At 55.2% G+C, this 25,864-nt stretch carries 25 protein-coding genes; 22 read left to right on the forward strand and 3 right to left on the reverse strand.

The genetic code is table 11. The features are described from left to right. The 4 genes from F0319_RS04080 (at position 1) to flgL (ending at position 4,735) form a co-directional block, all read left to right on the forward strand. Complete coding sequence (locus F0319_RS04080) at positions 1–1,098, forward strand: flagellar basal body P-ring protein FlgI (RefSeq protein WP_029740346.1); 1,098 nt, start codon at positions 1–3, stop codon at positions 1,096–1,098. Further along, a complete protein-coding gene (gene flgJ / locus F0319_RS04085) occupies positions 1,098–2,051 on the forward strand; it encodes a flagellar assembly peptidoglycan hydrolase FlgJ (RefSeq protein ID WP_047061570.1) in 954 nt (317 codons plus the stop codon). Before F0319_RS04080 ends, flgJ begins: the two co-directional genes overlap by 1 nt. Positions 2,052–2,126: 75 nt before the next feature. Then, positions 2,127–3,767: a flagellar hook-associated protein FlgK gene (gene flgK / locus F0319_RS04090; RefSeq protein WP_111965536.1), complete on the forward strand. Its 1,641-nt coding sequence runs from the start codon at positions 2,127–2,129 to the stop codon at positions 3,765–3,767. A 14-nt stretch (positions 3,768–3,781) separates the two neighbouring features. Next, positions 3,782–4,735, forward strand: a complete 954-nt coding sequence (gene flgL / locus F0319_RS04095; protein ID WP_033145208.1) for a flagellar hook-associated protein FlgL — start codon at positions 3,782–3,784, stop codon at positions 4,733–4,735. Positions 4,736–4,810: 75 nt separating this feature from the next. On the opposite strand, the gene F0319_RS04100 is transcribed toward flgL, so the two are convergent. After that, positions 4,811–6,025: an MFS transporter gene (locus F0319_RS04100; protein WP_149366329.1), complete on the reverse strand. Its 1,215-nt coding sequence runs from the start codon at positions 6,023–6,025 to the stop codon at positions 4,811–4,813. Between the two features lie 145 nt (positions 6,026–6,170). Here F0319_RS04100 and F0319_RS04105 point away from each other — a divergent pair, with 145 nt between their 5' ends. Next, positions 6,171–7,073 (forward strand): LysR substrate-binding domain-containing protein, encoded by a 903-nt coding sequence (locus F0319_RS04105; RefSeq protein WP_376708926.1) that lies wholly within the window; start codon positions 6,171–6,173, stop codon positions 7,071–7,073. Between the two features lie 48 nt (positions 7,074–7,121). On the opposite strand, the gene rne is transcribed toward F0319_RS04105, so the two are convergent. Further along, a complete protein-coding gene (gene rne / locus F0319_RS04110) occupies positions 7,122–10,241 on the reverse strand; it encodes a ribonuclease E (protein ID WP_149366331.1) in 3,120 nt (1,039 codons plus the stop codon). A 572-nt stretch (positions 10,242–10,813) separates the two neighbouring features. On the opposite strand from rne, the gene rluC reads away from it, so the two are divergent. Further along, positions 10,814–11,761, forward strand: a complete 948-nt coding sequence (gene rluC, locus F0319_RS04115; RefSeq protein WP_021240761.1) for a 23S rRNA pseudouridine(955/2504/2580) synthase RluC — start codon at positions 10,814–10,816, stop codon at positions 11,759–11,761. Positions 11,762–11,825: 64 nt separating this feature from the next. Here rluC and F0319_RS04120 read toward each other — a convergent pair whose 3' ends face one another. Next, entirely contained in the window at positions 11,826–12,410 is a 585-nt protein-coding gene (locus F0319_RS04120; protein ID WP_149366332.1) for a Maf family protein, read from the reverse strand. A gap of 140 nt (positions 12,411–12,550) precedes the next feature. Between F0319_RS04120 and yceD the strand changes: the two genes are divergently transcribed. From yceD to F0319_RS04200, 16 genes are all read left to right on the forward strand, one after another. Then, on the forward strand, positions 12,551–13,072 hold the full coding sequence (gene yceD / locus F0319_RS04125) for a 23S rRNA accumulation protein YceD (protein ID WP_014883375.1): 522 nt from the start codon (positions 12,551–12,553) through the stop codon (positions 13,070–13,072). Positions 13,073–13,088: 16 nt separating this feature from the next. Continuing rightward, the gene (gene rpmF, locus F0319_RS04130; RefSeq protein ID WP_003857964.1) at positions 13,089–13,262 is read left to right on the forward strand and encodes a 50S ribosomal protein L32; all 174 of its coding nucleotides are present in this window, start codon (positions 13,089–13,091) and stop codon (positions 13,260–13,262) included. Between the two features lie 80 nt (positions 13,263–13,342). Further along, positions 13,343–14,377 carry a phosphate acyltransferase PlsX gene (gene plsX / locus F0319_RS04135; RefSeq protein WP_060568787.1) on the forward strand — a complete coding sequence of 345 codons (1,035 nt, stop codon included), beginning with the start codon at positions 13,343–13,345 and terminating at the stop codon, positions 14,375–14,377. A gap of 6 nt (positions 14,378–14,383) precedes the next feature. Further along, complete coding sequence (locus F0319_RS04140) at positions 14,384–15,337, forward strand: beta-ketoacyl-ACP synthase III (protein ID WP_115874729.1); 954 nt, start codon at positions 14,384–14,386, stop codon at positions 15,335–15,337. Positions 15,338–15,352: 15 nt separating this feature from the next. Then, a complete protein-coding gene (gene fabD / locus F0319_RS04145; protein ID WP_111965541.1) occupies positions 15,353–16,282 on the forward strand; it encodes an ACP S-malonyltransferase in 930 nt (309 codons plus the stop codon). A 12-nt stretch (positions 16,283–16,294) separates the two neighbouring features. Further along, positions 16,295–17,029 (forward strand): 3-oxoacyl-ACP reductase FabG, encoded by a 735-nt coding sequence (gene fabG, locus F0319_RS04150; RefSeq protein WP_008500795.1) that lies wholly within the window; start codon positions 16,295–16,297, stop codon positions 17,027–17,029. Between the two features lie 153 nt (positions 17,030–17,182). Next, on the forward strand, positions 17,183–17,419 hold the full coding sequence (gene acpP / locus F0319_RS04155) for an acyl carrier protein (RefSeq protein ID WP_003857954.1): 237 nt from the start codon (positions 17,183–17,185) through the stop codon (positions 17,417–17,419). Positions 17,420–17,510: 91 nt separating this feature from the next. Next, the gene (gene fabF / locus F0319_RS04160; RefSeq protein WP_032639670.1) at positions 17,511–18,752 is read left to right on the forward strand and encodes a beta-ketoacyl-ACP synthase II; all 1,242 of its coding nucleotides are present in this window, start codon (positions 17,511–17,513) and stop codon (positions 18,750–18,752) included. 120 nt (positions 18,753–18,872) lie between these two features. Continuing rightward, positions 18,873–19,682 (forward strand): aminodeoxychorismate lyase, encoded by an 810-nt coding sequence (gene pabC / locus F0319_RS04165; protein WP_149366333.1) that lies wholly within the window; start codon positions 18,873–18,875, stop codon positions 19,680–19,682. A 2-nt stretch (positions 19,683–19,684) separates the two neighbouring features. Beyond that, the gene (gene yceG / locus F0319_RS04170; RefSeq protein ID WP_149366334.1) at positions 19,685–20,707 is read left to right on the forward strand and encodes a cell division protein YceG; all 1,023 of its coding nucleotides are present in this window, start codon (positions 19,685–19,687) and stop codon (positions 20,705–20,707) included. Next, positions 20,697–21,338, forward strand: coding sequence for a dTMP kinase (gene tmk / locus F0319_RS04175; protein WP_149366335.1), 642 nt, complete (start codon positions 20,697–20,699; stop codon positions 21,336–21,338). The genes yceG and tmk overlap by 11 nt, the downstream gene beginning before the upstream one ends. Further along, a complete protein-coding gene (holB, locus tag F0319_RS04180) occupies positions 21,335–22,339 on the forward strand; it encodes a DNA polymerase III subunit delta' (protein WP_111965545.1) in 1,005 nt (334 codons plus the stop codon). The genes tmk and holB overlap by 4 nt, the downstream gene beginning before the upstream one ends. A gap of 10 nt (positions 22,340–22,349) precedes the next feature. Continuing rightward, the gene (locus F0319_RS04185) at positions 22,350–23,144 is read left to right on the forward strand and encodes a metal-dependent hydrolase (RefSeq protein WP_149366336.1); all 795 of its coding nucleotides are present in this window, start codon (positions 22,350–22,352) and stop codon (positions 23,142–23,144) included. Between the two features lie 297 nt (positions 23,145–23,441). Beyond that, positions 23,442–24,875, forward strand: coding sequence for a PTS glucose transporter subunit IIBC (gene ptsG / locus F0319_RS04190; protein ID WP_023311158.1), 1,434 nt, complete (start codon positions 23,442–23,444; stop codon positions 24,873–24,875). A gap of 247 nt (positions 24,876–25,122) precedes the next feature. Then, positions 25,123–25,482, forward strand: coding sequence for a purine nucleoside phosphoramidase (hinT, locus tag F0319_RS04195; protein ID WP_014069796.1), 360 nt, complete (start codon positions 25,123–25,125; stop codon positions 25,480–25,482). 1 nt (position 25,483) lies between these two features. Continuing rightward, positions 25,484–25,858, forward strand: a complete 375-nt coding sequence (locus F0319_RS04200; protein ID WP_111965547.1) for a YcfL family putative periplasmic lipoprotein — start codon at positions 25,484–25,486, stop codon at positions 25,856–25,858. The last annotated feature ends 6 nt before the right edge of the window (positions 25,859–25,864 follow it).

Consider the following 25,864-nt stretch of genomic DNA (forward strand, 5'->3'; position numbering starts at 1 on the left):
ATGTTTAAATCGATCTTCGCCGTGGCGCTCGCGCTGGTGGCAACATTTGCCCAGGCTGACCGTATTCGCGACCTCACCAGCGTTCAGGGAGTACGTGAAAACTCCCTGATTGGCTATGGCCTGGTGGTTGGCCTGGATGGTACCGGTGACCAGACCACCCAGACGCCGTTCACTACCCAAAGTCTGAACAACATGCTTTCCCAGCTCGGCATTACCGTGCCGGCGGGAACTAACATGCAGCTGAAAAACGTGGCCGCGGTAATGGTCACCGCGTCCTACCCGGCGTTTGCTCGTCAGGGGCAGACCATTGACGTGGTGGTCTCCTCAATGGGTAACGCCAAAAGCCTGCGCGGCGGTACGCTGCTGATGACCCCGCTGAAAGGCGTCGACAGCCAGGTCTATGCACTGGCGCAGGGGAACATTCTGGTTGGCGGTGCGGGCGCTTCCGCAGGCGGAAGCAGCGTGCAGGTGAACCAGCTTAACGGTGGACGTATCACCAACGGGGCGATCATTGAGCGTGAACTGCCGACCCAGTTTGGCGCGGGCAACACCATCAACCTGCAGCTCAATAATGAAGACTTCACCATGGCGCAGCAAATTGCCGATACCATCAACCGCAGCCGCGGCTACGGTAATGCAACGGCACTCGATGCGCGCACCGTGCAGATCCGTACCTCTACCGGCAGCAGCAACCAGGTGCGCATGCTGGCAGATATCCAGAATATGGAAGTGAACGTTCCGGTTCAGGATGCCAAGGTGATCATCAACTCCCGTACCGGCTCGGTGGTCATGAACCGGGAAGTGTCGCTGGACAGCTGTGCCGTAGCGCAGGGCAACCTCTCCGTAACGGTAAACCGCTCCGCGAACGTTAGCCAGCCGAATACGCCATTTGGTGGCGGTCAGACGGTGGTGACGCCGCAAACGCAGATTGATATGCGTCAGAGCGGCGGGTCGCTGCAGAGCGTTCGCTCCAGCGCCAACCTGAACAGCGTGGTGCGTGCCCTGAACGCCCTGGGTGCAACGCCGATGGACCTGATGTCCATTCTGCAATCCATGCAAAGCGCGGGCTGCCTGCGCGCCAAACTGGAAATCATCTAATGCTGACCGATAGCAAACTGTTGACCAGTGCAGCCTGGGATGCCCAGTCGCTCAACGAACTGAAAACCAAAGCAGGAAAAGACCCAGCGGCGAACATCCGCCCGGTCGCCCGCCAGGTGGAAGGGATGTTTGTACAGATGATGCTGAAAAGCATGCGTGAAACCCTGCCGAAAGACGGGATGTTCAGCAGTGATTCAACGCGTCTCTACACCAGCATGTATGACCAGCAGATTGCGCAGCAGATGACCGCCGGTAAAGGCCTCGGTCTGGCTGACATGATTGTCAAACAGACCGAAGCCGCGCAGGGCATTCAGCCTCAGGATCAGACGCAGCAGGTGCCGATGAAGTTCGACCTGGAAACGGTGACCAGTTATCAGAACCAGGCCCTGACGCAAATGGTGCGTAAAGCGATGCCAAAAGCCACGGGCAGCGGCGATGAGCCGCTCTCCGGTGACAGCAAAGACTTCCTGGCGCAGCTTTCTCTGCCTGCGCGTCTTGCCAGCGAACAGAGCGGCGTGCCGCATCATCTGATTCTTGCGCAGGCCGCACTGGAGTCGGGCTGGGGCCAGCGCCAGATCCGCAAGGAAAACGGCGAGCCGAGCTTCAACATCTTCGGCGTGAAGGCCACCTCCAGCTGGAAGGGGCCAACAACGGAGATCACGACCACCGAATACGAGAACGGTGCGGCGGTGAAGGTCAAAGCAAAATTCCGCGTCTACAGCTCTTATCTGGAAGCATTGTCCGACTACGTTGGCCTGCTGAGCCGAAATCCGCGTTATACCGCCGTTACGCAGGCGGCGACGGCGGAGCAGGGCGCTCAGGCCTTACAAAACGCGGGCTACGCGACTGACCCGAACTATGCACGCAAGCTCACCAGCATGATCCAGCAGCTGAAATCCATGGGCGAGAAAGTCAGCAAAGCCTATAGCACAGATATTGAAAATCTGTTCTGAAAGTTCTCAAGTCCCGGTGGAGGTTGCCGATAACCTTCATCAGGACTCGTGTCTGAACGTATAAAAGGAACCCCCATGTCCAGTTTGATTAACAGCGCCATGAGTGGCCTCAGTGCTGCGCAGTCGGCACTCAATACCGTCAGTAATAATATTTCAAGCTATAACGTGGCAGGTTACACCCGCCAGACCACGGTGCTGGGCGCATCTAACAGCACGCTGACCGGCGGTGGCTGGGTGGGTAACGGGGTGTATGTCTCCGGTGTCCAGCGTGAGTATGACGCCTTCATCACCAACCAGCTGCGCGCCGCGCAGACGCAGAGCAGCGGTCTGACGACGCGCTATCAGCAGATGTCAAAAATCGACGATGTGCTCTCTGATACCACCAACTCGCTCTCCACCACCCTGCAGGATTTCTTCAAAAGCCTGCAAACGCTGGTGAGCAACGCGGAAGACCCGGCTGCACGTCAGACGGTGCTGGGTAAAGCGGGTGGTCTGGTCAATCAGTTCAAAACCAACGATCAGTATTTGCGTGACCAGGATACGCAGGTCAATACCGCCATTGGGACCAGCGTGTCTCAGATCAACAACTATGCCAAACAGATTGCGAACCTGAACGATCAGATTTCTCGTCTGACCGGCGTCGGTGCGGGCGCATCGCCTAACGATCTGCTCGACCAGCGCGATCAGCTCGTCAATGAGCTGAACAAAATCGTCGGCGTGGAAGTGTCTGTTCAGGATAGCGGTACGTTTAACATCTCTTTCGGCAACGGTTACAGCCTGGTTCAGGGCAGCAAAGCTAACCAGCTGGCTGCCGTGAAGTCGAGTGCAGATCCGGCTCGTACCACCGTGGCCTATGTCGACGACGTGGCGGGTAATGTCGAGATCCCGGAAAAGATGATTACCACCGGTTCTTTGGGCGGTTTACTGACCTTCCGCACGGAAGATCTTGATAAAGCTCGTAACACCCTGAACCAGATGGCGCTGGCCTTTGCAGATTCAATGAACACGCAGCATGAAGCCGGCTTTGATGCGAACGGTGATGCGGGCGGGAAGCTGTTCAACTTCGGCTCTCCGGCGGTCCTGTCCAGCAGCAAGAACGGCGGTTCGGCGGTTGTTACGGCTTCTGTAGCGGACAGCAAGCAGGTCCAGGCGACAGACTATAAGCTGCAGTTTAACGGCACTGACTGGACGGTTACCCGTACTTCAGACAAAACCAGCTTTACGATGAGCCCGGATGCCAGCGGCAATCTGTCGTTTGATGGCCTTAACGTCAACGTAAGCGGTACGGCAAACACCAAAGACAGCTTTACCGTGAAGCCTGTTTCCAACGTCATCATGAACATGGAACTCGCGATCAGCGACGAGTCCAAGCTGGCGATGGCATCGGTGCAGAACGGCGGCGAGAGTGATAACCGTAACGGCCAAAAACTGCTCGATCTGCAAAACGGCAAAGTGGTGGGGGGAAACAAAACCTTCAACGATGCGTATGCCTCTCTCGTCAGTACCGTCGGTAGCTCAACGGCGTCACTGAAGGTGAGCAGCCAGACGAAAGCCAACGTGGAAACGCAGTTAATCAAGCAGCAGCAGACCATCTCTGGGGTAAACCTCGACGAAGAGTATGGCAATTTGCAGCGTTATCAGCAGTATTACCTGGCTAACGCCCAGGTTCTCCAGACTGCCAGTACGCTCTTCGATGCAATTATCAACATTCGTTAAGGTTGAGGTGAACAATGCGTATTAGCACCCAGATGATGTACGAGCAGAACATGCGTGGGATCACCGATTCCCAGAGCAGATGGCTGAGCTACGGTGAGCAGATGTCCACCGGCAAGCGCGTCAATCGTCCTTCGGACGATCCTATCGCCGCGTCGCAGGCCATCGTTCTGTCACAGTCTCAGTCGCAAAACAGCCAGTTTGCGCTCGCGCGTACCTTTGCAACGCAGAAGGTCTCGCTGGAAGATAACGTGTTAACCCAGGTCAACACCGCGATCTCGAGCGTGCGCGAGAAGCTCGTTTATGCGTCGAACGGCACGTTAAGCGATGACGACCGTCTTTCTCTGGCGACCGATATTCAGGGGATCCGCGATCAGCTTATGAACCTGGCCAACACGACGGATGGTAATGGTCGCTTTATCTTTGCGGGATACAAAACCGAGAGCGCACCGTTTGATGCCGCGACCGGGGATTATAACGGCGGCGCAGAGGCCATCACGCAGCAGGTTGATACGGCGCGAAATATGACCATTAGCCATACCGGCCAGCAAATTTTCGAAAGCATTACCAGTAATGCAGAACAGCTGCCGGGCGGTGGATATGGCCAGACGAACATGTTCAAAATACTGGATTCTGCCATTGCCTCGCTGAAGACGCCGATTGAAAACGATCCGGCTGCTGCAACGGCGCAAAGCCAGGTGATTGCCAATGCGCAAATCGGCATCAAAAACTCCCAGAACAATGTCCTGACGGTCGTTGCGGATGTGGGAACCAAGATGAACGAGCTGGAAAAACTCGATACGCTGGGTGATGACCGCGCGCTGGGTCAGACCAAGCAGATGAGCGACCTGGTTGATGTCGACTGGAACGAAGCGATTTCCTCTTACACCATGCAGCAGGCGGCCTTGCAGGCGTCTTATAAAGCGTTTAGCGATATGCAGGGCATGTCTCTGTTCCAGCTGAACAAATAACATCTTGACCTCTTGGAACATGTCTTGAAACTGGGCATGTTTTACTGCCCAATCCGCCTGGATTGGGCATTTTTTTTATGCAACTTCTGCTGATGCGGAGGCGACACGCGCGCTTTCAATCAGACGAATTGCCAGTGCAATGACGCCACAGACCGTCGCCAGCGCGACCACACCCGTCCAGCCAGCCAGCGAGTAGATATTGCTGCCTAACGCGGAACCCAGCGCCATCCCGATAAAGACCACCGTAAAGAGCAGGGCGTTGAGACGACCCCGAGCCTGTGGTTCAAGGCTGTATACCAGATTCTGGTGAGCGACCAGGCTTGACTGCAGACCCAGGTCGAACCCGACGGCAGAGATGGCGATCAGAATCAGCTGTCCATGAACGCCCAGCGCGGGCATCAGGAACATCAGGGCAAATGAGACGGTCACAAGAACGGCACCAAGCTGCGTGACTTTTCCTGCGCCCAGTTTATCCGCCAGACCCCCTGCCAGCGGGGCAGCTAACGCACCGGCGGCACCTGCAATACCAAAACCACCCGCTACGGCACTGCCCAGGTGATAGTGCTCAAGCAGCATGACCGCAAGCGTAGACCAGAAGGCGCTAAAGGCAATCGACAGAAAGCCCTGAGCCAGCGCCGCACGGCGCAGCGCCGGATAGCGACGCCACAGGTGTTCCATTGAGCGCATCAGCGCGGGGTAGCTCAGCGTGGAGTGAATGGCAAAACGGGGAAGCACAAACCACATCATCACCCCGATGAACGCAATGCTCGCCGCAGCCAGCTGGTACATGACGCGCCAGCCAAACGCTTCACCCACCACGCCGCTCACGGTTCTTGATAATAAGATACCCATCAGCAGCCCGGTCATTACCGTGCCCACGGTTTTCCCCTGTTTACCTTCCGGCGCAAGGATGGCCGCGGCAGGGACGATATCCTGTGCCATGGTGGCGGCCATGCCGATGAGCAGGCTTGCCAGCAGCAGAGAGTGGATCTGCCCGGTCAGGCTACAGCTGAGAAGAAACAGCGCCAGCGCCGCACTCTTTATCAGGATTAACGTCCTGCGGTCGTGGCGATCGCCGAGCGGAAGCAGGAACAGGATCCCCAGGGCATATCCCGCCTGGGTGAGCGTCGGGACCATGCCCATTCCTTCGATACTCAGATGAAGGTCTGCGCCCATCAGCGGCAGCAGAGGCTGGGCATAATAGATTGATGCCACGCTGAAACCTGCACCGATCGCCAGCATTAAAATCACCCAGCGGCTCACGGCATGGGCGGCGGTTGTTGTGTTCATAAGAAGTTCCTCATTCGTCGTGTGAGGCTATTTTTTATCAGTACGCCTTGCGACGGTAGCGGGCCCGGTGGTAAAACGCTTATACGTTGAACGTATAAGTGAAAAGGCGATGAAAAGAGCTGAGCGTATAGACAGGGTGGAGCTAATGCGGACGTTTGTTCGCATCGTGGAGGCGGGTTCCCTCTCTGCGGCGGCACGGCAGCTGGCCACCACCCAGGCCACTGTGAGCAGACGGTTACAGTCGCTTGAGACCATGCTGGGCGTACGCCTGATATTGCGCACCACCCACACGACGCGGCTGACGGATGACGGCGAGCGCTGCTATCAGCACGCCCGTCGGGTGATTGACAGCTGGCTGGCGCTGGAAGATGAGGTGGGGCAGACAGAAGATGAGCCGGTAGGCGTGCTGCGGGTGCGCGCTCCCCACGCGTTTGGTCAGGATCAGCTTCTTAAACCCGTAACCGAATTTTTGCAACGCTATCCGCAGCTTTCGATTGAGTGGATGCTCAACGACAGGTCGGCGGATTTCCTCGGCGACAATCTTGACTGCGCTATTCGGGTAGGCGTGGAGGTCGATCCGGCGACAGTATCCGTGCTGCTGGCGGAAGTACCGCGCTCGGTGGTGGCTTCACCGGCACTGCTGGCCCGTTTTCCAGCGGTTACCACGCCGGAGGATTTGCAGCAGTTTCCCTGGATAGCCATCAGCTCTTTCTACCAGCGTCATGTGGAGCTTTTTCACGATACTTCGCCCGCCACCGCGCGGATTGCTATTACGCCACGGCTAAGTACCGACAGCCTTTATGTCGCACGTAACACTGCACTCACCGGGCTTGGCGTGGCGGTGGTTTCCAGCTGGACGGTACAGAACGATATTCAGGACGGACGGCTGGTGCATTTGCTGCCGGAGTGGCAGCCAGCGGCGCTACCGGTGCATCTGGTTTATCCCTGGTCCCGTTATTATCCGGCACGCTTGCGGCGTTTTCTGGAGTTGATGCGGCAGGTCATGCCGGAGGTGACCGGGATGAGGAAGCCCGTGCAGCAGCCATAAAAAAAGCCGACCTTAAGGTCGGCTTTTTACTTTCAGCGTCGTTTGTCGTTATTCGACAGACTGCGGACGCGTTGCAGGTGCAGTCGCCTGATGCGTTGCACTGTGGCCACCGGCTGCGCCTTTACCTTCGAAGCTGAATGCCGGGCGAACCCAATCGCTGTGACGCGGTGCTTCAGGCACGTAATCCGGCGCCGGAGCGCGCGTCATTGGTGCTGTCGCCACGTGGGCAGCGGCTGGCGCAGAAACAACCGGCTCTGGTTTCACTTCAGGCGCTTTCGGTTCTTCAACAACCGGCTCAACCTGAATCTCAACGTCCTGAATGACTTCTTCAGTGGTAGTTTCGACAATGGCTTCAGCGGTGTCTTCCACTGCGGCTACAGGTTCAGCCTCTTCAGCGATTTCCTCAGCCACCACGACATCTTCTTCAGCAATAAGCTGCGGTGCGGCATCAACCGGCGCTGCAATCACTTCCGGATGCGTGGTTTCGACTTCAGCTACCTGAGGGGCTGCAGTTTCAACAGCCTGAGGTTCCACCACGGTTGCCGCTTCAGTCACGACCTCTTCTACCGCTGCCGCAGGTGCAATAACCTCTTCGGTTACTGGCTGTTCTTCAACAACCTGCTCCGGACGCGCTACCGGGTAGCGGATCCAGACTTTGCCGGAGGCCATTTCTGGTGAAGCACAGGCTATGGTCAGCGGCATTGGCGACTGAGTTGGGTAACGCTCGTCACGATAGCGACGACGGCGCTGGCCGCTGACGCGCAGATGACGTGGGGAACGACGTGAACGGCGCGGCATGCCGGCGTTATCACGGTTTTCACCGTTATCATCCTGCTCAACGTTGTTATCAACGACGGCTGGCAGGTCAACTTTTGCAAGCTGAGTACCGGCTGCGCTCTCGCGGGTTTCAACCGGGACAATTGCTGACTCTTCGGTTGCTTCGGAGGCGAAACGAACTTTCTGAGCAAGCTGGCGCTGCTTACGACGTGGCATTACCTGAGTACGTTCTTCCTGCTCGCCGTCCTGCTGTTCAACAGGCTCTTCGCGGTTCAGGTTTTTGACTTCCTGCTGTGCCTGACGCTTCTCGTCGTTACGGCGACGGTTGCGTTCACGGCGCGGCTGCTGGTCGTCACGCTGTTTGCTCTTCTCAGACTCATCGCCCGCCTGCTGGCGAATTTCACGATCTTCAACATTCTGCTGCTGTTTCTCGCGACGGTTGCGACGGTTGTCTTCGCGTTGCTCACGGCCTTCGTTATTCTCAGAGCGGTTATCACGGTTGTCACGACGCTCGCTGCGGTCATTGCGCTCGCTGCGGTCGTTACGGTCGCGGCGGTTGTTCTGACGCTTACGGCGGTCCTGCTGACGCTCAGGCTTGGCCGCTTTTGGCTCTTCTTTCGGCTGCTCAGGCTGAACTTCCTCACCGGCAAACATCTTCTTCAGCGCGCCAAAGAAGCGGCTCAGCAGACCCGGCTGGGCCGGCTGGGCTTTCGCTGCCGTTGCTTCTGGTTTCTGAGCCGCAGGTTTGGCCGCCGGTTTTTCCAGGGCTGCTTCAGGCGGTGCTTCAGGCATGATGAAGGTCGCTAACGCAGGCTGCTCAGGCAGCTTGCGCTCGGCTGGCTCTTCATCGGACGGCAGGGCCATCTCTTCTTCATGCAGCTTCGGCAGCAGGTAGCTGAGCGTTGACGTCTCTTCGCCTTTACGGACACGCAGCACGTGGTAGTGCGGGGTTTCCATCTGATCGTTTGGTACGATAATGCAGCGAACGCCGCCCTGACGAGCTTCAATTGCACTTACTGCTGCACGTTTTTCGTTCAGTAGGTAGGAGGCAATTGGCACAGGAACAATCGCGTGAACCTCTTTGGTGTTCTCTTTCAGCGCTTCTTCTTCAATCAGACGCAGAATAGAGAGGGACAGAGATTCGTTATCGCGTACGGTACCGGTGCCGGAGCAGCGCGGACAAACGTGATGGCTGGACTCACCGAGTGACGGGCTCAGACGCTGACGGGACATCTCCAGCAGGCCAAAGCGTGAGATATGGCTAATCTGGATACGCGCTCTGTCCTGACGCACCGCTTCGCGCAGACGGTTTTCAACCGCACGCTGGTGGCGAACAGGGGTCATGTCGATGAAGTCGATAACAATCAGACCACCCAGGTCGCGCAGGCGGAGCTGGCGGGCGATTTCATCAGCGGCTTCGAGGTTAGTGTTGAAAGCAGTCTCTTCGATATCGCCACCGCGAGTTGCACGCGCGGAGTTGATGTCGATAGCGGTCAGCGCTTCAGTGGTATCAATAACGATAGAACCGCCGGATGGCAGACGTACTTCGCGCTGGAAGGCGGACTCAATCTGGGATTCGATCTGATAGTGGCTGAACAGTGGGATTTCGCCGGTGTACAGTTTAATTTTGCTGGTGAAATCCGGACGACCCAGCGCGGCAATGTGCTGGCGAGCCAGCTCAAGCACTTTCGGGTTATCGATCAGAATCTCACCGATGTCCTGACGCAGGTAGTCACGGAAGGCACGCACGATAACGTTGCTTTCCTGGTGGATCAGGAACGGAGCAGGGCGGCTTTCCGCTGCTTTCTGAATGGCTTCCCAGTGCTTCAGACGGAAGCTCAGGTCCCACTGCAGCGCTTCGGCGGATTTGCCAACGCCTGCGGTACGCACGATAAGCCCCATGCCATCAGGCAGCTCGAGGCTTGCCAGCGCTTCTTTCAGCTCGGTACGGTCATCACCTTCGATACGGCGAGAGATGCCACCCGCACGCGGGTTGTTTGGCATCAGAACCAGATAGCTCCCTGCCAGGCTGATAAAGGTTGTTAGTGCGGCACCTTTGTTGCCACGCTCTTCTTTATCAATCTGAACGATAACTTCCTGACCTTCACGCAGCACATCTTTGATGTTTGGGCGGCCATGGGCGTTGTAGTTTGCAGGGAAATATTCGCGGGCAATTTCTTTCAGAGGGAGGAAACCATGACGCTCAGCACCGTAATCGACAAATGCAGCTTCAAGGCTTGGTTCAATGCGGGTGATTTTACCTTTGTAAATGTTCGCTTTTTTCTGTTCGTGTCCAGGACTTTCGATATCCAGATCGTACAGGCGCTGCCCATCCACAAGGGCGACACGCAACTCTTCTTGCTGAGTTGCGTTGATTAACATTCTTTTCATCGTAACTTACTCGTTATTCTTACATTGACGACAAAGCTGCGGGCAAGGTGACGCTTTCCGGGGTATGAACCGATGGCCTCGTGTCTGTTCACGTCGCCAACCTCACGGTTGTCGCTCGCTTAAGAGGCGCAGAGTGTCGGTTGCCTGTATTTCATACGGAAACACAGCGCAATTATCAGGGGAATTGTCTGGGTAGAACTCTCCAGAGAACAATCCTTATACCGGGAAGTACTGCAACCCGCAGCCCGCTAACTGCCTGAAAGATCAATACGTCTTACGCCATTGCTGCGTGGATGATCGGTCAGACAAAATTGGTCATTCCGTCAACATCCTTACTTAACCAGGATTTAACACGGAAAACAGCCTCATTATTCCACTGCTCGCCGGGTTATAGCAAGATGACTTTTACCAATTATCACCCGGTTACTCACAGTTTCTTCACTTCAGAATGGAGATTGGTTTAATAACCACCAAATCGGTTGCGCGAAACGGGTAGCAGGCCGGATAAAAGTAAATATAAGCATAGAAAAATGAGTGGCGCTAATGGCTGACGATATTTAGAATCGCCAACCATGAAAACAGAGACTCCAGCCGTAAAAATGGTTGCCATCGCCGAAGATGAAGCGGGGCAGCGTATCGATAACTTTTTGCGCACCCAGCTAAAAGGGGTGCCAAAGAGCATGATTTACCGCATTCTGCGTAAGGGTGAGGTGCGGGTTAACAAAAAACGCGTGAAGCCCGAGTACAAACTCGAAGCCGGTGACGAAGTTCGTATTCCACCGGTGCGCGTGGCAGAGCGTGAGGAAGAGACCGTTTCACCGAAGCTACAGAAAGTGGCGGCCCTGAGCGATGTGATCCTTTATGAAGACGACCACATTCTGGTGCTGAATAAACCGTCAGGGACGGCTGTTCATGGCGGTAGCGGTCTGAGCTTCGGCGTGATTGAAGGGCTGCGTGCCCTGCGCCCGGAAGCGCGCTTCCTTGAACTGGTGCATCGTCTTGACCGCGACACCTCTGGCGTACTGCTGGTGGCGAAAAAGCGTTCCGCGCTGCGTTCTCTGCATGAACAGCTGCGTGAAAAAGGGATGCAGAAAGACTATCTGGCGCTGGTGCGCGGCCAGTGGCAGTCCCATGTAAAAGTGGTGCAGGCGCCGCTGCTAAAGAACATTCTGCAAAGCGGTGAGCGTATTGTCCGCGTGAGCCAGGAAGGGAAACCGTCTGAGACGCGCTTTAAGGTTGAAGAGCGCTATGAGTTTGCCACGCTGGTGCGCTGTAGTCCGGTGACCGGCCGCACCCACCAGATCCGCGTGCATACGCAGTTTGCAGGGCATCCAATTGCGTTTGATGACCGCTATGGCGACCGCGAGTTTGATAAGCAGCTGGCGGGAACGGGGCTGTCGCGTCTGTTCCTGCATGCGGCAGCGCTGAAGTTTACCCATCCTAATACGGGTGAAGTGATCCGTATTGAAGCGCCGCTGGATGAGCAGCTGAAACGCTGTCTTAAGGTTCTGCGCGGCTGATTTGCCTTCCTCCCTCTCCCAGTGGGAGAGGGGCGGGTGAGGGCATCAGGCCGCAACGTTCCAGTCACATCGTCAGCGGATTACTCTCTTCTCGTCGTAACATCTGACACAGGGCAATTAGCGGTAACCCCACCAGGGTGTTGGGATCCCGACCGTCCAGCTTGTCGAAAAGCGCAATCCCCAAGCCTTCACTTTTAAAGCTTCCTGCGCAGTTCAGCGGACGTTCGCAGCGCACGTAATCCATAATCTCCTGCTCGCTGAGATGGCGGAAGTGCACGTCGAACGGTTCGCATTCAGTTTGCAGATGACCGGAAGCGGAGTTGTAAAGCGCCAGGCCGGTATAAAAGGTCACGATACTGCCTCGTGCACGCAGAAGTTGCTGGCAGGCGTTCTCCTCCGTATGGGGCTTGCCGGTGATTTCGCCGTCCAGTACGCAAACCTGATCGGAGCCTATAATCAAATGTGCGGGGTAACGTGCGGCCAGCGACTGCGCTTTCTCTTTAGCGAGACGCGTCACCAGATGACGCGGTGATTCACCCGGCTGTGGCGTCTCATCAACCTCTGGCGCGGCGCATTCAAACGGGATCCCGAGCTTTTCCAGCAACATTCGGCGATAGGGAGACGTGGAAGCAAGGACGAGATTTGGCATATTTTTATCACCAGATATAGCGTATCGATGCCAGCCATTTTAAACTACAGGCCGCAATGTGTGCGAATAATTGGCAAAAGGCAGCTCTGGTTGCCTTTTTCTTTGACTCTATGACGTTACAAAGTTAATATGCGCGCCCTATGCAAAAGGTAAAATTACCCCTGACTCTTGATCCGGTTCGTACGGCTCAAAAACGTCTCGATTATGAAGGTATCTATACTTCCGATCAGGCTGAGCGTATTGCCGAATCCGTAGTCAGTGTGGACAGTGATGTAGAATGCTCCATGTCGTTCGCTATCGACAACCAGCGTCTCGCCGTTTTAACCGGTGATGCGAAGGTAACGGTAACGCTCGAGTGTCAGCGTTGCGGGAAACCGTTTGTACAGCATGTTCACACAACGTATTGTTTCAGTCCGGTCCGTTCTGACGAACAGGCTGAAGCACTCCCGGAAGCGTATGAGCCGATTGAGGTTAACGAATTCGGTGAAATCGATCTTCTGGCTCTGGTTGAAGATGAAATCATCCTCACCTTGCCAGTAGTTCCGGTGCATGATTCTGAACACTGTGAAGTGTCCGAGGCGGACATGGTCTTTGGGGAACTGCCTGATGAAGCGCAAAAACCAAACCCATTTGCCGTATTAGCCAGCTTAAAGCGTAAGTAATTGAGGAGTAAGGTCCATGGCCGTACAACAGAATAAACCAACCCGTTCCAAACGTGGCATGCGTCGTTCCCATGACGCGCTGACCGCAGTTACCAGCCTGTCTGTAGACAAGACTTCTGGTGAGAAACACCTGCGTCACCACATCACCGCTGACGGTTTCTACCGCGGCCGCAAGGTTATCACTAAGTAATCACGCGCAAGCGTGATTAGGCTTAGTGAGGATTTCCCCGTGTAAACGGGGAATTTACCGAACCAGGCTGCGACGATACCTTGACACGTCTAACCCTGGCGTTAGATGTCATGGGGGGAGATTTTGGCCCTTCCGTGACAGTGCCTGCAGCATTGCAGGCACTGAATTCTAATTCGCAACTCACACTTCTTTTAGTCGGCAATCCCGACGCAATCACGCCATTACTCGCAAAAGCTGACTTTGAACAACGTTCGCGTCTGCAGATTATTCCTGCGCAGTCAGTTATTGCCAGTGATGCCCGACCCTCGCAGGCTATTCGCAATAGTCGTGGCAGCTCTATGCGGATAGCGCTGGAGTTGGTGAAAGAAGGGCGAGCCCAGGCTTGCGTTAGCGCGGGGAATACCGGCGCGCTGATGGGGCTGTCGAAATTACTGCTCAAACCTATTGAAGGTATTGAGCGCCCGGCGCTGGTGACGGTATTACCGCATCAGCAGAAGGGCAAGACGGTGGTGCTCGATTTAGGCGCTAACGTCGACTGTGATAGTACTATGCTGGCACAGTTTGCCGTGATGGGATCGGTGCTGGCAGAAGAAGTTGTCGGGATCAACACTCCCCGTGTTGCGTTACTGAACATTGGTGAAGAAGAGACCAAAGGCCTGGACAGCATTCGCGAAGCGGCTGAATTGCTCAAACAGGTTCCCTCCATCAACTATATTGGTTATCTCGAAGCCAATGAGTTGTTGACGGGGAAAACGGATGTTCTGGTGTGCGATGGCTTCACCGGAAACGTCACGTTGAAGACCATGGAAGGGGTTGTGCGCATGTTTCTTTCTCTGCTGAAATCTCAGGGAGAAGGCAAAAAAAGCGCCTGGTGGCTCATTTTATTGAAGCGTTGGCTACAAAAGAGCCTGACGCGGCGATTCAGTCACCTCAACCCCGACCAGTATAATGGCGCCTGTCTGTTAGGATTGCGCGGCATCGTGATTAAGAGTCATGGCGCCGCCAATCAGCGAGCATTTGCTGTCGCGATTGAACAGGCAGTGCAGGCGGTGCAGCGACAAGTCCCTCAGCGGATTGCCGCTCGCCTGGAATCTGTATTAGCTAAAAGTGACTGAGCGTACATGTATACGAAGATTTTAGGTACCGGCAGCTACCTGCCAAAACAAGTGCGTACCAACGCCGATCTGGAAAAAATGGTAGATACGTCTGACGAGTGGATTGTCACGCGCACAGGTATCCGTGAACGTCGTATTGCCGCGCCAGACGAAACCGTGTCGACCATGGGTTACGAAGCCGCACAGCGTGCTATCGAAATGGCGGGCATTGATAAAGAACAGATTGGTTTGATCGTGGTCGCCACGACGTCTGCCACGCATGCATTCCCAAGTGCAGCGTGCCAGGTGCAAAACATGCTCGGCATTAAAGGCTGTCCGGCGTTTGACGTCGCTGCAGCGTGCGCAGGCTTCACCTATGCGCTGAGCGTTGCCGATCAGTACGTGAAATCCGGTGCCGTTAAATATGCGCTGGTGATCGGTGCTGACGTGCTGGCGCGCACCTGCGATCCAACCGATCGCGGAACGATCATTATTTTTGGTGATGGCGCAGGCGCGGTGCTGCTGGGGCAGTCCGAAGAGCCGGGTATCATCTCTACGCATCTGCATGCTGATGGCAGCTACGGCGAGCTGTTGACTCTGCCTAACGCCGATCGCGTTAATCCGGACAACTCGATTTACCTGACCATGGCAGGGAACGAGGTGTTCAAGGTGGCGGTGACTGAGCTGGCACACATCGTTGATGAAACGCTGGAAGCGAATAACCTTGAGCGTTCCTCGCTCGACTGGCTGGTGCCGCATCAGGCGAACCTGCGCATCATCAGCGCGACCGCGAAAAAGCTGGGCATGTCGATGGATAACGTTGTTGTGACCCTGGATCGTCACGGCAACACTTCTGCGGCGTCGGTACCGTGCGCATTTGATGAAGCGGTACGCGATGGACGAATCAAACGGGGCCAGCTGGTCTTGCTTGAAGCCTTCGGTGGCGGGTTCACCTGGGGTTCCGCGCTGGTTCGTTTCTAGGATAAGGAATAAAAAATGACGCAATTTGCTTTTGTGTTCCCGGGCCAGGGCTCTCAAACCGTTGGGATGTTGTCTGAAATGGCAGCAAACTATCCGGTCATTGAAGAGACTTTCCGTGAAGCTTCTGATGCACTGGGTTATGATTTATGGGCGCTGACCCAGCAGGGGCCGGCCGAAGAGCTGAACAAAACCTGGCAGACCCAGCCAGCGCTGCTGACCGCATCTGTTGCGCTGTGGCGCGTCTGGCAGCAGCAGGGCGGTAAAGCGCCAGCGCTGCTTGCCGGCCATAGCCTGGGTGAATACTCTGCGCTGGTGTGCGCCGGCGTGATCGCGTTTGCTGACGCGGTACGTCTGGTGGAACTGCGCGGTAAATTCATGCAGGAAGCGGTGCCGGAAGGCACGGGCGGCATGTCTGCCATTATCGGTCTGGATGATGCTGCAATTGCAAAAGCGTGTGAAGAATCTGCTGAAGGCCAGGTTGTCTCGCCGGTGAACTTCAACTCGCCGGGTCAGGTGGTTATCGCAGGCCATAAAGAAGCGGTTGAGCGTGCCGGTGCGGCCTGTAAAGCAGCGGGCGCTAAGCGTGCGCTGCCGCTGCCTGTCAGCGTGCCGTCTCACTGCGCGCTGATGAAGCCTGCTGCCGAGAAGCTGGCGGTTGAGCTGGAAAAAATTACCTTTAACGCACCGACGATTTCTGTCGTGAACAATGTCGATGTGAAATGCGAAACCGCGCCGGAAGCTATCCGTGACGCACTGGTTCGCCAGCTCTATAGCCCGGTACAGTGGACCAAAACCGTTGAGTTTATGGCCGCACAGGGCGTTGAGCATCTGTATGAAGTCGGCCCAGGTAAAGTCCTCACCGGTCTGACAAAACGTATTGTTGACACCCTGACAGCCTCGGCGATTAACGAGCCGGAAGCGATGTCAGCGGCACTCTCGCAATAAAAGAGGAATACCATGAGTTTTGAAGGAAAAATCGCCCTGGTCACTGGCGCAAGCCGCGGTATCGGGCGTGCAATTGCTGAAACACTGGTTGCGCGCGGCGCGAAGGTGATTGGTACAGCAACCAGCGAGAATGGCGCTCAGGCCATCAGCGAGTATCTGGGTGCAAACGGTAAAGGTCTGGTACTGAATGTGACTGAACCTGCATCTATCGAATCTGTTCTGGAAAATATTCGCGCAGAGTTTGGCGAAGTGGATATTCTGGTAAACAATGCCGGGATCACTCGCGATAACCTGTTAATGCGAATGAAAGACGACGAGTGGAACGATATCATCGAAACCAACCTGTCATCTGTATTCCGTCTGTCAAAAGCGGTAATGCGCGCTATGATGAAAAAGCGTCATGGTCGTATTATCACTGTCGGTTCTGTGGTAGGTACCATGGGAAATGCTGGTCAGGCTAACTACGCTGCGGCGAAAGCAGGTCTGATTGGTTTCAGTAAGTCGCTGGCGCGTGAAGTTGCGTCCCGCGGTATTACGGTAAACGTTGTTGCTCCGGGCTTTATTGAAACGGACATGACGCGTGCGCTGACTGATGAGCAGCGTGCGGGTACGCTGGCGGCAGTTCCGGCGGGTCGTCTTGGCGACCCTAAAGAAATCGCCAGTGCGGTTGCATTTTTAGCCTCTGACGAAGCGGGTTACATCACTGGTGAGACCCTCCACGTCAACGGCGGGATGTATATGGTTTAACCACGATAAAAAAATTTGCGTTATTTGGGTAAAAGGCCTCAAAATAACGTAAAATCGTGGTAAGAACTGCCGGGATTTAGTTGCAAATTTTTCAACATTTTATACACTACGAAAACCATCGCGAAAGCGAGTTTTGATAGGAAATTTAAGAGTATGAGCACTATCGAAGAACGCGTTAAGAAAATTATCGGCGAACAGCTGGGCGTTAAGCAGGAAGAAGTTGTGAACTCCGCTTCCTTCGTTGAAGACCTGGGCGCAGATTCTCTTGACACCGTTGAGCTGGTAATGGCTCTGGAAGAAGAGTTTGATACTGAGATTCCGGACGAAGAAGCTGAGAAGATCACCACCGTTCAGGCTGCCATTGATTACATCAACGGTCACCAGGCGTAAGTGAACATCTCCAGGCGGTCATTCGACCGCCTGAGTTTTATCTTTTTTAGTCCCACGAATCTCTTTTTTTATCCCTCCCTGGAGGACAAACGTGTCTAAGCGTCGTGTAGTTGTGACCGGACTTGGCATGTTGTCTCCTGTCGGCAATACCGTAGAGTCCACCTGGAAAGCTCTCCTTGCCGGTCAGAGCGGCATCAGCCTAATCGACCATTTCGATACTAGCGCCTATGCAACGAAATTTGCTGGCTTAGTAAAGGATTTTAACTGTGAAGAGATCATCTCGCGCAAAGAACAGCGCAAGATGGATGCCTTCATTCAATATGGAATTGTCGCTGGCGTTCAGGCCATGCAGGATTCTGGCCTTGAGATTACGGAAGAGAACGCAACCCGTATCGGCGCCGCTATCGGCTCCGGGATTGGCGGCCTTGGCCTGATCGAGGAAAACCATACATCTCTGATGAATGGCGGCCCGCGTAAGATCAGCCCGTTCTTCGTTCCGTCCACGATTGTTAATATGGTGGCGGGTCACCTGACCATCATGTTCGGCCTGCGTGGGCCAAGCATTTCTATCGCGACCGCCTGTACGTCTGGCGTACATAACATCGGCCAGGCCGCGCGCATTATTGCGTACGGCGATGCAGATGCTATGGTTGCCGGCGGTGCTGAAAAAGCCAGTACCCCGCTGGGTGTTGGCGGTTTCGGCGCAGCCCGTGCGCTGTCTACCCGTAATGATAACCCGCAGGCGGCAAGCCGTCCGTGGGATAAAGACCGTGACGGCTTCGTGCTGGGCGACGGGGCGGGCATGATCGTACTGGAAGAGTACGAACACGCGAAAAAACGCGGTGCGAAAATTTATGCTGAAGTCGTTGGCTTTGGTATGAGCAGCGATGCGTACCACATGACGTCTCCTCCGGAGAACGGTGCAGGTGCTGCGCTGGCGATGGAAAACGCAATCCGTGATGCGGGTATTACCCCGGCTCAGATTGGCTATGTTAACGCGCACGGCACGTCTACTCCTGCAGGCGATAAAGCTGAAGCTCAGGCGGTTAAGTCTATCTTCGGCGAGTCTGCCAGCCGCGTACTGGTGAGCTCCACGAAGTCCATGACCGGTCACCTGCTGGGCGCGGCGGGTGCAGTAGAGTCTATCTACTCTATCCTTGCGCTGCGCGATCAGGCTGTTCCGCCAACCATCAACCTGGATAACCCGGATGAAGGTTGCGATCTGGACTTCGTTCCTCACGAAGCGCGTCAGGTTAGCGGTATGGAGTACACCCTGTGTAACTCCTTCGGCTTCGGCGGCACCAACGGTTCTCTGATCTTCAAAAAGATCTGATCCTGACGTCCCGATAGCTTTTAAAAAGGTCCGCTTGCCGGGCCTTTTTTATTAAGGCTAATCTTCTTGTCGGCTGCATGACATCCTGCCAGACTAAACGTCCACGCATAAGGAGCCACCATGTTTTTAATCAATGGCCTTGAGCAGGACACGCTGCCTGCCAGCGACAGGGCAATACAGTTCGGTGATGGTTGCTTTACGACGGCGCGCATTCTGGATGGCGATGTCTGCCTGCTGGAGGCGCATATTCGACGCCTGCAGCATGGCTGTGAAAAGCTAATGATCCCTTTTACGCACTGGGACATGCTGCGTCAGGAAATGTGCCAGCTGGCTACGGAGAAGGACAGCGGTGTACTCAAAGTCATTATCAGCCGCGGTAGTGGTGGCCGGGGTTATAGCGCTGCATCGTGTCTCAACCCAACGCGAATCCTCTCCGTATCAGCTTATCCCGCGCATTACTCTCGCTGGCGAGAAGACGGCGTCACGCTAACGCTGAGCCCGGTGCGACTGGGACGAAACCCGATGCTGGCCGGGCTTAAGCATCTCAATCGCCTGGAGCAGGTGCTCATTCGTACTCATCTTGAACAGACGGACGCCGATGAGGCGCTGGTTCTTGACAGCGAAGGGTTCATTACGGAATGCTGTGCGGCTAATTTATTCTGGCGGCAGGGGGGAGAAGTGTTCACTCCGTCGCTGGAACACGCTGGCGTAAATGGGTTAATGCGTCAGTTTTGTCTGGAACAGCTGGCACGCTCTGACTTTCGCGTTGTCGAAGTTAGTGCAGGAGAAACCGCACTAAAGGCCGCAGATGAAGTCATCATCTGCAACGCGCTGATGCCTGTTGTACCCGTCCGTGCGTATGGCCAACAACGCTGGTCCTCGCGCGAGCTGTTTCAGTTTTTAGCCCCGATATGTGAGCAAATCAGATAGTCATGAAAAAAATGTTGCGCTTTGTCCTTATCCTCATCGTCGCGCTGGGCATCGCTGGCGGAGCAGGCGTATGGAAAGTACGCCAGCTGGCGGACAGCAAGATCCTGGTTAAAGACGAAACGATCTTTACCCTGAAAGCGGGAACCGGCCGTCAGGCGCTTGGGGAACAGCTCTATGGCGACAAGATTATTAATCGTCCGCGGGTATTCCAGTGGCTATTGCGCGTGGAGCCTGAGCTGTCACATTTCAAAGCCGGCACCTATCGCTTTACGCCAGGAATGACCGTCAGAGAGATGCTGCAGCTGCTCGAAAGCGGCAAAGAAGCCCAGTTCCCTCTGCGATTTGTGGAAGGGATGCGCCTGAGCGATTACCTTAAACAGCTGCGCGATGCGCCGTATATCAAACATACGTTAAAAGACGATAGCTATCAGACGGTAGCAGAAGCGCTGAAGCTTGAGCATCCGGAATGGGTGGAAGGCTGGTTCTGGCCAGACACCTGGATGTACACGGCAGGCACGACCGATGTGGCCATCCTTAAGCGGGCGTACAAAAAAATGGTCGCCGCAGTGGATGCCGCCTGGCAGGGGCGAATGGAAGGATTGCCTTACAGCGATCAGAACCAGTTCGTAACCATGGCCTCGATCATTGAGAAAGAGACCGCCGTTGCCGCCGAGCGCGATCGGGTGGCGTCGGTGTTTATCAACCGCCTGCGTATCGGCATGCGTCTGCAAACCGATCCTACCGTTATCTACGGCATGGGCGAGAGCTACGCCGGCAAGATCTCACGAAAAGATCTGGAGACGCCAACGGCGTATAATACCTACGTGATTAGCGGTTTACCGCCAGGCCCGATTGCCACGCCGAGCGAGGCGTCGCTAAAAGCAGCCGCGCATCCGGCTAAAACACCGTATCTCTATTTTGTGGCTGATGGAAAAGGGGGGCACACCTTTAACACCAACCTTGCCAGCCACAACCGCTCTGTTCAGGACTATCTGAAGGCACTTAAGGAAAAAAATGCGCAGTAAATACATTGTCATTGAGGGACTTGAAGGGGCGGGTAAAACCACTGCCCGCAACGTGGTAGTGGATACGCTCAAATCACTTGGCGTGGCGGACATGGTGTTTACCCGTGAGCCGGGCGGCACGCAGCTGGCTGAAAAGCTGCGCTGCCTGGTGCTGGATATTAAATCCGTCGGCGACGAAGTTATCACTGACAAAGCCGAAGTGCTGATGTTCTACGCGGCGCGCGTGCAGCTGGTTGAGACGGTGATCAAACCCGCCCTGGCCGAGGGTAAGTGGGTGATCGGTGACCGTCACGATCTGTCGACTCAGGCGTATCAGGGCGGCGGACGCGGCATCGACCAGACCATGCTGGCAACGCTGCGTAATGCCGTACTGGGAGATTTTCGCCCCGACCTGACGCTCTATCTGGATGTAACCCCGGAAGTGGGCCTCAAGCGTGCCCGCGCGCGCGGCGAGCTGGACCGCATAGAACAAGAGTCGTTTGATTTCTTTAACCGCACCCGTGCGCGCTATCTTGAACTGGCCGCACAGGACAGCTCAATTTGTACCATCGATGCGACGCAATCCCTGGACGACGTCACGCGTGACATTCAGCAAACCGTGACGCAGTGGATGCAGGAGCAGCAGGCATGAAATGGTATCCATGGTTGCGCCCGCACTTTGAACAGCTGATCGGCAGCTATCAGGCGGGGCGGGGGCATCATGCGTTACTGATTCAGGCATTGCCGGGAATGGGCGATGACGCGTTGATTTATGCCATCACCCGTTTTCTGATGTGCCAGCAGCCGGAAGGGCATAAGAGCTGCGGCAAATGCCGCGGCTGCCAGCTGATGCAGGCGGGTACACATCCTGACTACTACACCCTTGAGCCTGAGAAGGGTAAAAGCGCGCTGGGTATCGATGCCGTGCGGGAAGTCAGTGAAAAATTGTATGAACACGCGCGGCTGGGCGGCGCTAAAGTGGTCTGGCTTAAAGACGCCACGCAGCTGACCGAGGCGGCCGCTAATGCCCTGCTGAAAACCCTGGAAGAGCCACCGGTGAAAACGTGGTTTTTCCTCTCGTGCCGCGATCCGGGACGATTACTGGCGACGCTGCGTAGCCGCTGTCGTCTTCATCACCTTGCGGTTCCTCAGGAATCGTGGGCGCTGAGCTGGCTGGAACGAGAGGTGACAACGTCACCTGAGAGCGCGCTGTCCGCCTTGCGCCTGAGCAGCGGCGCGCCTGCGGCGGCGCTGGCATTACTGCAGCCTGACGTCTGGTCAGAGCGAGAAACGCTCTGCCGTGCCATCGAAACGGCACTGAATAACCACGACTGGCTAAGTTTACTGCCTGCGCTTAACAGCGAGCGGGCCGTTGATCGGCTGCACTGGCTGGCCTCCTTGCTGCTGGATGCGCTCAAAATCCAGCAAGGGGCAACGCTTCTAACCAACCCGGATGCGTGGGCGCTGGTGAATACGCTGGCGAACCGCCTCTCAGGGACGGTTCTTCACGCTATGCTTCATGAAATTTGCCAAAGCCGTGAACAGCTTTTAACCGTGACGGGGCTTAATCGCGAGCTTTTACTGACCGACCAGTTACTGCGTATCGAACATTACCTGCAACCCGGCGTCACACCGCCTGTTTCCCATCTCTGAGAGAGACATTATGTTTTTAGTCGACTCACACTGCCATCTTGATGGCCTGGATTATCAATCCCTGCATAAAAACGTGGATGACGTGCTGGCAAAAGCCGCTGCCCGCGATGTGAAATTTTGCCTTGCGGTGGCGACGACGCTGCCGGGCTATCGCTCCATGCGTGAGCTGGTGGGCGTTCGCGATAACGTGGTGTTCTCCTGCGGCGTGCACCCGTTGAATCAGGACGAGGTCTACGACGTTGAGGATCTTCGCCGCCTGGCAGCAGAAGAGGGCGTGGTGGCGATGGGCGAAACCGGGCTGGACTATTTTTACACGCCGGAAACCAAATCTCGCCAGCAGGAGTCCTTCCGCAACCATATTCGCATTGGCCGTGAACTTAATAAGCCGGTTATCGTCCACACCCGCGATGCACGTGCGGATACGCTGGCGATCCTCCGGGAAGAAAACGTGACGGATTGCGGTGGCGTACTACACTGTTTCACAGAAGACAGAGAAACGGCGGGTAAACTGCTTGATTTGGGATTTTATATCTCGTTTTCGGGGATCGTGACGTTCCGTAACGCTGAGCAGCTCCGGGATGCCGCGCGTTATGTTCCGCTCGATCGCATTCTGGTGGAGACAGACTCTCCGTATTTGGCCCCGGTACCGCATCGCGGTAAAGAAAACCAACCGGCGATGACGCGAGACGTGGCCGAGTACATGGCCGTACTGAAGGGCGTCAGCATCGATGAGCTGGCCCGCGTGACGACGGAAAACTTCTCCGCGCTGTTCCATATTGACCCCGCCCGCCTGCAATCTGTCTGATACACCTGTTTTTTTTAGGCTCGTAATTAATAAGTAAAGCGAGTAAAGTTCACCGCCTCATTTGGGGCGGTGAGGATGTTTTTAGACACATCCGGACATGCTTTTTGTAAATAACTGAAAGTTTTTCGACCGCCTTAAGCTGAAACGTGATAGCCGTCAAACAAACTCAGAGGGAATTATTTTACTCTGTGTAATAAATAAAGGGCGCTTAGATGTCCTGTCCACGGCACGGTACTCCCCCCGGGCCAATGCGTGAAAGCGTAAAAAAAGCACAAATACTCAGGAGCACTCTCAATTATGTTTAAGAATGCATTTGCTAACCTGCAAAAGGTCGGTAAATCGCTGATGCTGCCAGTATCCGTACTGCCTATCGCAGGTATCCTGCTGGGTGTCGGTTCTGCTAACTTCAGCTGGCTGCCAGCCGTAGTGTCCCACGTGATGGCCGAAGCAGGCGGTTCTGTCTTTGCTAACATGCCACTGATCTTCGCGATCGGTGTGGCTCTGGGCTTCACCAATAACGACGGCGTTTCTGCGCTGGCTGCAGTGGTTGCCTACGGCATCATGGTGAAAACCATGGCTGTGGTTGCGCCGCTGGTTCTGCATTTACCGGCAGAAGAGATCGCCGCGAAACACCTGGCAGACACCGGTGTTCTGGGCGGTATCATCTCCGGTGCGATTGCAGCGTATATGTTTAACCGCTTCTATCGCATCAAGCTGCCTGAGTATCTGGGCTTCTTTGCGGGCAAGCGTTTCGTTCCGATCATTTCTGGTCTGGCAGCGATTTTCACTGGCGTGATCCTGTCCTTCATCTGGCCACCAATTGGCTCTGCTATCCAGACCTTCTCTCAGTGGGCTGCTTACCAGAACCCGGTCGTGGCGTTTGGTATCTACGGCTTCATCGAGCGTTGCCTGGTGCCATTCGGTCTGCACCACATCTGGAACGTTCCTTTCCAGATGCAGATTGGTGAATTCACCAACGCAGCAGGCCAGGTATTCCACGGCGATATCCCACGTTACATGGCGGGCGACCCAACTGCAGGTAAACTGTCTGGTGGCTTCCTGTTCAAAATGTACGGTCTGCCAGCAGCGGCGATTGCTATCTGGCACTCTGCTAAGCCAGAGAACCGTGCAAAAGTGGGCGGTATCATGATCTCCGCAGCGCTGACCTCGTTCCTGACCGGTATCACCGAGCCGATCGAGTTCTCCTTCATGTTCGTTGCGCCGATCCTGTACGTTATCCACGCGATTCTGGCGGGCCTGGCGTTCCCAATCTGTATCCTGCTGGGTATGCGTGACGGTACGTCCTTCTCTCACGGCCTGATCGACTTCATCGTTCTGTCCGGTAACAGCAGCAAACTGTGGCTGTTCCCTATCGTGGGTGCGTGCTATGCCGTTGTTTACTACACCATCTTCCGCGTGCTGATTAAAGCACTGGACCTGAAAACTCCGGGTCGTGAAGATGCGACAGAAGACAGCAAAGCTGGCGCTACCAGCGAAATGGCTCCGGCACTGGTCGCAGCGTTCGGCGGTAAAGAGAACATCACTAACCTGGACGCGTGCATCACTCGTCTGCGTGTGAGCGTTGCCGACGTAGCGAAAGTAGACCAGCCGGGTCTGAAAAAACTGGGCGCAGCGGGCGTAGTTGTTGCAGGTTCTGGTGTACAGGCAATCTTCGGTACCAAATCCGATAACCTGAAAACCGAAATGGATGAGTACATCCGCAGCAACTAAGTTGTGACCTGGGGAGACTAAGGCAGCCGAATGGCTGCCTTTTTTATTTGTGTCTTAAAAAACGCCACTGAGGCACAAGAGCGGTCACTCTTCAGTCAGCTGATGAACATTCAGGAAAGAAATCGAGGGAGGAGGTTGAAAGGACAGGAGAAACTCGCTCATACTCTTGCATTGTGTCACACACCGATCCCGGGAGTGTGTTTACAGCGGACGCATTGCGCCAGATTAAACAAAAAAGGAAAAGGTCATGGCTGAAGAAACGATTTTCAGTAAAATTATCCGCCGCGAAATTCCGTCGGATATCGTCTATCAGGATGAACTGGTGACGGCTTTCCGGGACATTTCCCCTCAGGCCCCGACGCACATCCTTATTATTCCCAATATTCTGATTCCGACTGTAAACGACGTAAAAACCGAGCATGAAGTGGCGTTAGGTCGTATGCTGACGGTGGCCGCGAAAATCGCTGAACAGGAAGGCATTGCACAAGACGGTTATCGTCTGATCATGAACTGCAACCGTCACGGTGGCCAGGAAGTTTATCATATTCACATGCATCTGCTGGGTGGACGTCCTCTGGGACCGATGCTGGCACATAAAGGTCTTTGACATGCTTAAAGGGCGTATTGCAGCGCTGATAATGACGATGATGATTGTTGGGTGTAGCTCACGCCCGGCGATCCCCGTGAATGATGAACAGACGCTGGTCATGGAATCCTCCGTGCTTGCCGCGGGCATCACTGCGCAACAGCCCGCGTTGACTATCAGTGAAATCAACTCATCTGCCTCCTCTACGCTCTTTAATGAAAGACATGAGCCCGTGACGGTCCACTACCGTTTTTTCTGGTATGACGTAAGAGGTCTTGAAATGCATCCGCTGGAGGCGCCTCGCAGCGTCACGATTCCGGCCAGGTCGTCGGTAACGCTCTATGGCAGCGCCAACTATCTGGGTGCACATAAGGTGAGACTTTATCTTTATCTCTGAGGGGTG

Source organism: Enterobacter vonholyi (genome assembly GCF_008364555.1).
GTDB lineage: Bacteria > Pseudomonadota > Gammaproteobacteria > Enterobacterales > Enterobacteriaceae > Enterobacter > Enterobacter vonholyi.

What these genes read in the sequence shown, in the direction of transcription:
- flgL (WP_033145208.1), top strand. Translation starts at nt 3,782, where the DNA reads ATGCGTATTAGCACCCAGATGATGTACGAGCAGAACATGCGTGGGATC.
- flgK (WP_111965536.1), top strand. Translation starts at nt 2,127, where the DNA reads ATGTCCAGTTTGATTAACAGCGCCATGAGTGGCCTCAGTGCTGCGCAG.
- rne (WP_149366331.1), bottom strand. Translation starts at nt 10,241, where the DNA reads ATGAAAAGAATGTTAATCAACGCAACTCAGCAAGAAGAGTTGCGTGTC.
- fabG (WP_008500795.1), top strand. Translation starts at nt 16,295, where the DNA reads ATGAGTTTTGAAGGAAAAATCGCCCTGGTCACTGGCGCAAGCCGCGGT.
- yceD (WP_014883375.1), top strand. Translation starts at nt 12,551, where the DNA reads ATGCAAAAGGTAAAATTACCCCTGACTCTTGATCCGGTTCGTACGGCT.
- fabD (WP_111965541.1), top strand. Translation starts at nt 15,353, where the DNA reads ATGACGCAATTTGCTTTTGTGTTCCCGGGCCAGGGCTCTCAAACCGTT.
- F0319_RS04120 (WP_149366332.1), bottom strand. Translation starts at nt 12,410, where the DNA reads ATGCCAAATCTCGTCCTTGCTTCCACGTCTCCCTATCGCCGAATGTTG.
- pabC (WP_149366333.1), top strand. Translation starts at nt 18,873, where the DNA reads ATGTTTTTAATCAATGGCCTTGAGCAGGACACGCTGCCTGCCAGCGAC.
- F0319_RS04105 (WP_376708926.1), top strand. Translation starts at nt 6,171, where the DNA reads ATGCGGACGTTTGTTCGCATCGTGGAGGCGGGTTCCCTCTCTGCGGCG.
- F0319_RS04080 (WP_029740346.1), top strand. Translation starts at nt 1, where the DNA reads ATGTTTAAATCGATCTTCGCCGTGGCGCTCGCGCTGGTGGCAACATTT.
- rpmF (WP_003857964.1), top strand. Translation starts at nt 13,089, where the DNA reads ATGGCCGTACAACAGAATAAACCAACCCGTTCCAAACGTGGCATGCGT.
- yceG (WP_149366334.1), top strand. Translation starts at nt 19,685, where the DNA reads ATGAAAAAAATGTTGCGCTTTGTCCTTATCCTCATCGTCGCGCTGGGC.
- F0319_RS04200 (WP_111965547.1), top strand. Translation starts at nt 25,484, where the DNA reads ATGCTTAAAGGGCGTATTGCAGCGCTGATAATGACGATGATGATTGTT.
- holB (WP_111965545.1), top strand. Translation starts at nt 21,335, where the DNA reads ATGAAATGGTATCCATGGTTGCGCCCGCACTTTGAACAGCTGATCGGC.
- hinT (WP_014069796.1), top strand. Translation starts at nt 25,123, where the DNA reads ATGGCTGAAGAAACGATTTTCAGTAAAATTATCCGCCGCGAAATTCCG.
- tmk (WP_149366335.1), top strand. Translation starts at nt 20,697, where the DNA reads ATGCGCAGTAAATACATTGTCATTGAGGGACTTGAAGGGGCGGGTAAA.
- F0319_RS04140 (WP_115874729.1), top strand. Translation starts at nt 14,384, where the DNA reads ATGTATACGAAGATTTTAGGTACCGGCAGCTACCTGCCAAAACAAGTG.
- rluC (WP_021240761.1), top strand. Translation starts at nt 10,814, where the DNA reads ATGAAAACAGAGACTCCAGCCGTAAAAATGGTTGCCATCGCCGAAGAT.
- F0319_RS04185 (WP_149366336.1), top strand. Translation starts at nt 22,350, where the DNA reads ATGTTTTTAGTCGACTCACACTGCCATCTTGATGGCCTGGATTATCAA.
- acpP (WP_003857954.1), top strand. Translation starts at nt 17,183, where the DNA reads ATGAGCACTATCGAAGAACGCGTTAAGAAAATTATCGGCGAACAGCTG.
- ptsG (WP_023311158.1), top strand. Translation starts at nt 23,442, where the DNA reads ATGTTTAAGAATGCATTTGCTAACCTGCAAAAGGTCGGTAAATCGCTG.
- flgJ (WP_047061570.1), top strand. Translation starts at nt 1,098, where the DNA reads ATGCTGACCGATAGCAAACTGTTGACCAGTGCAGCCTGGGATGCCCAG.
- F0319_RS04100 (WP_149366329.1), bottom strand. Translation starts at nt 6,025, where the DNA reads ATGAACACAACAACCGCCGCCCATGCCGTGAGCCGCTGGGTGATTTTA.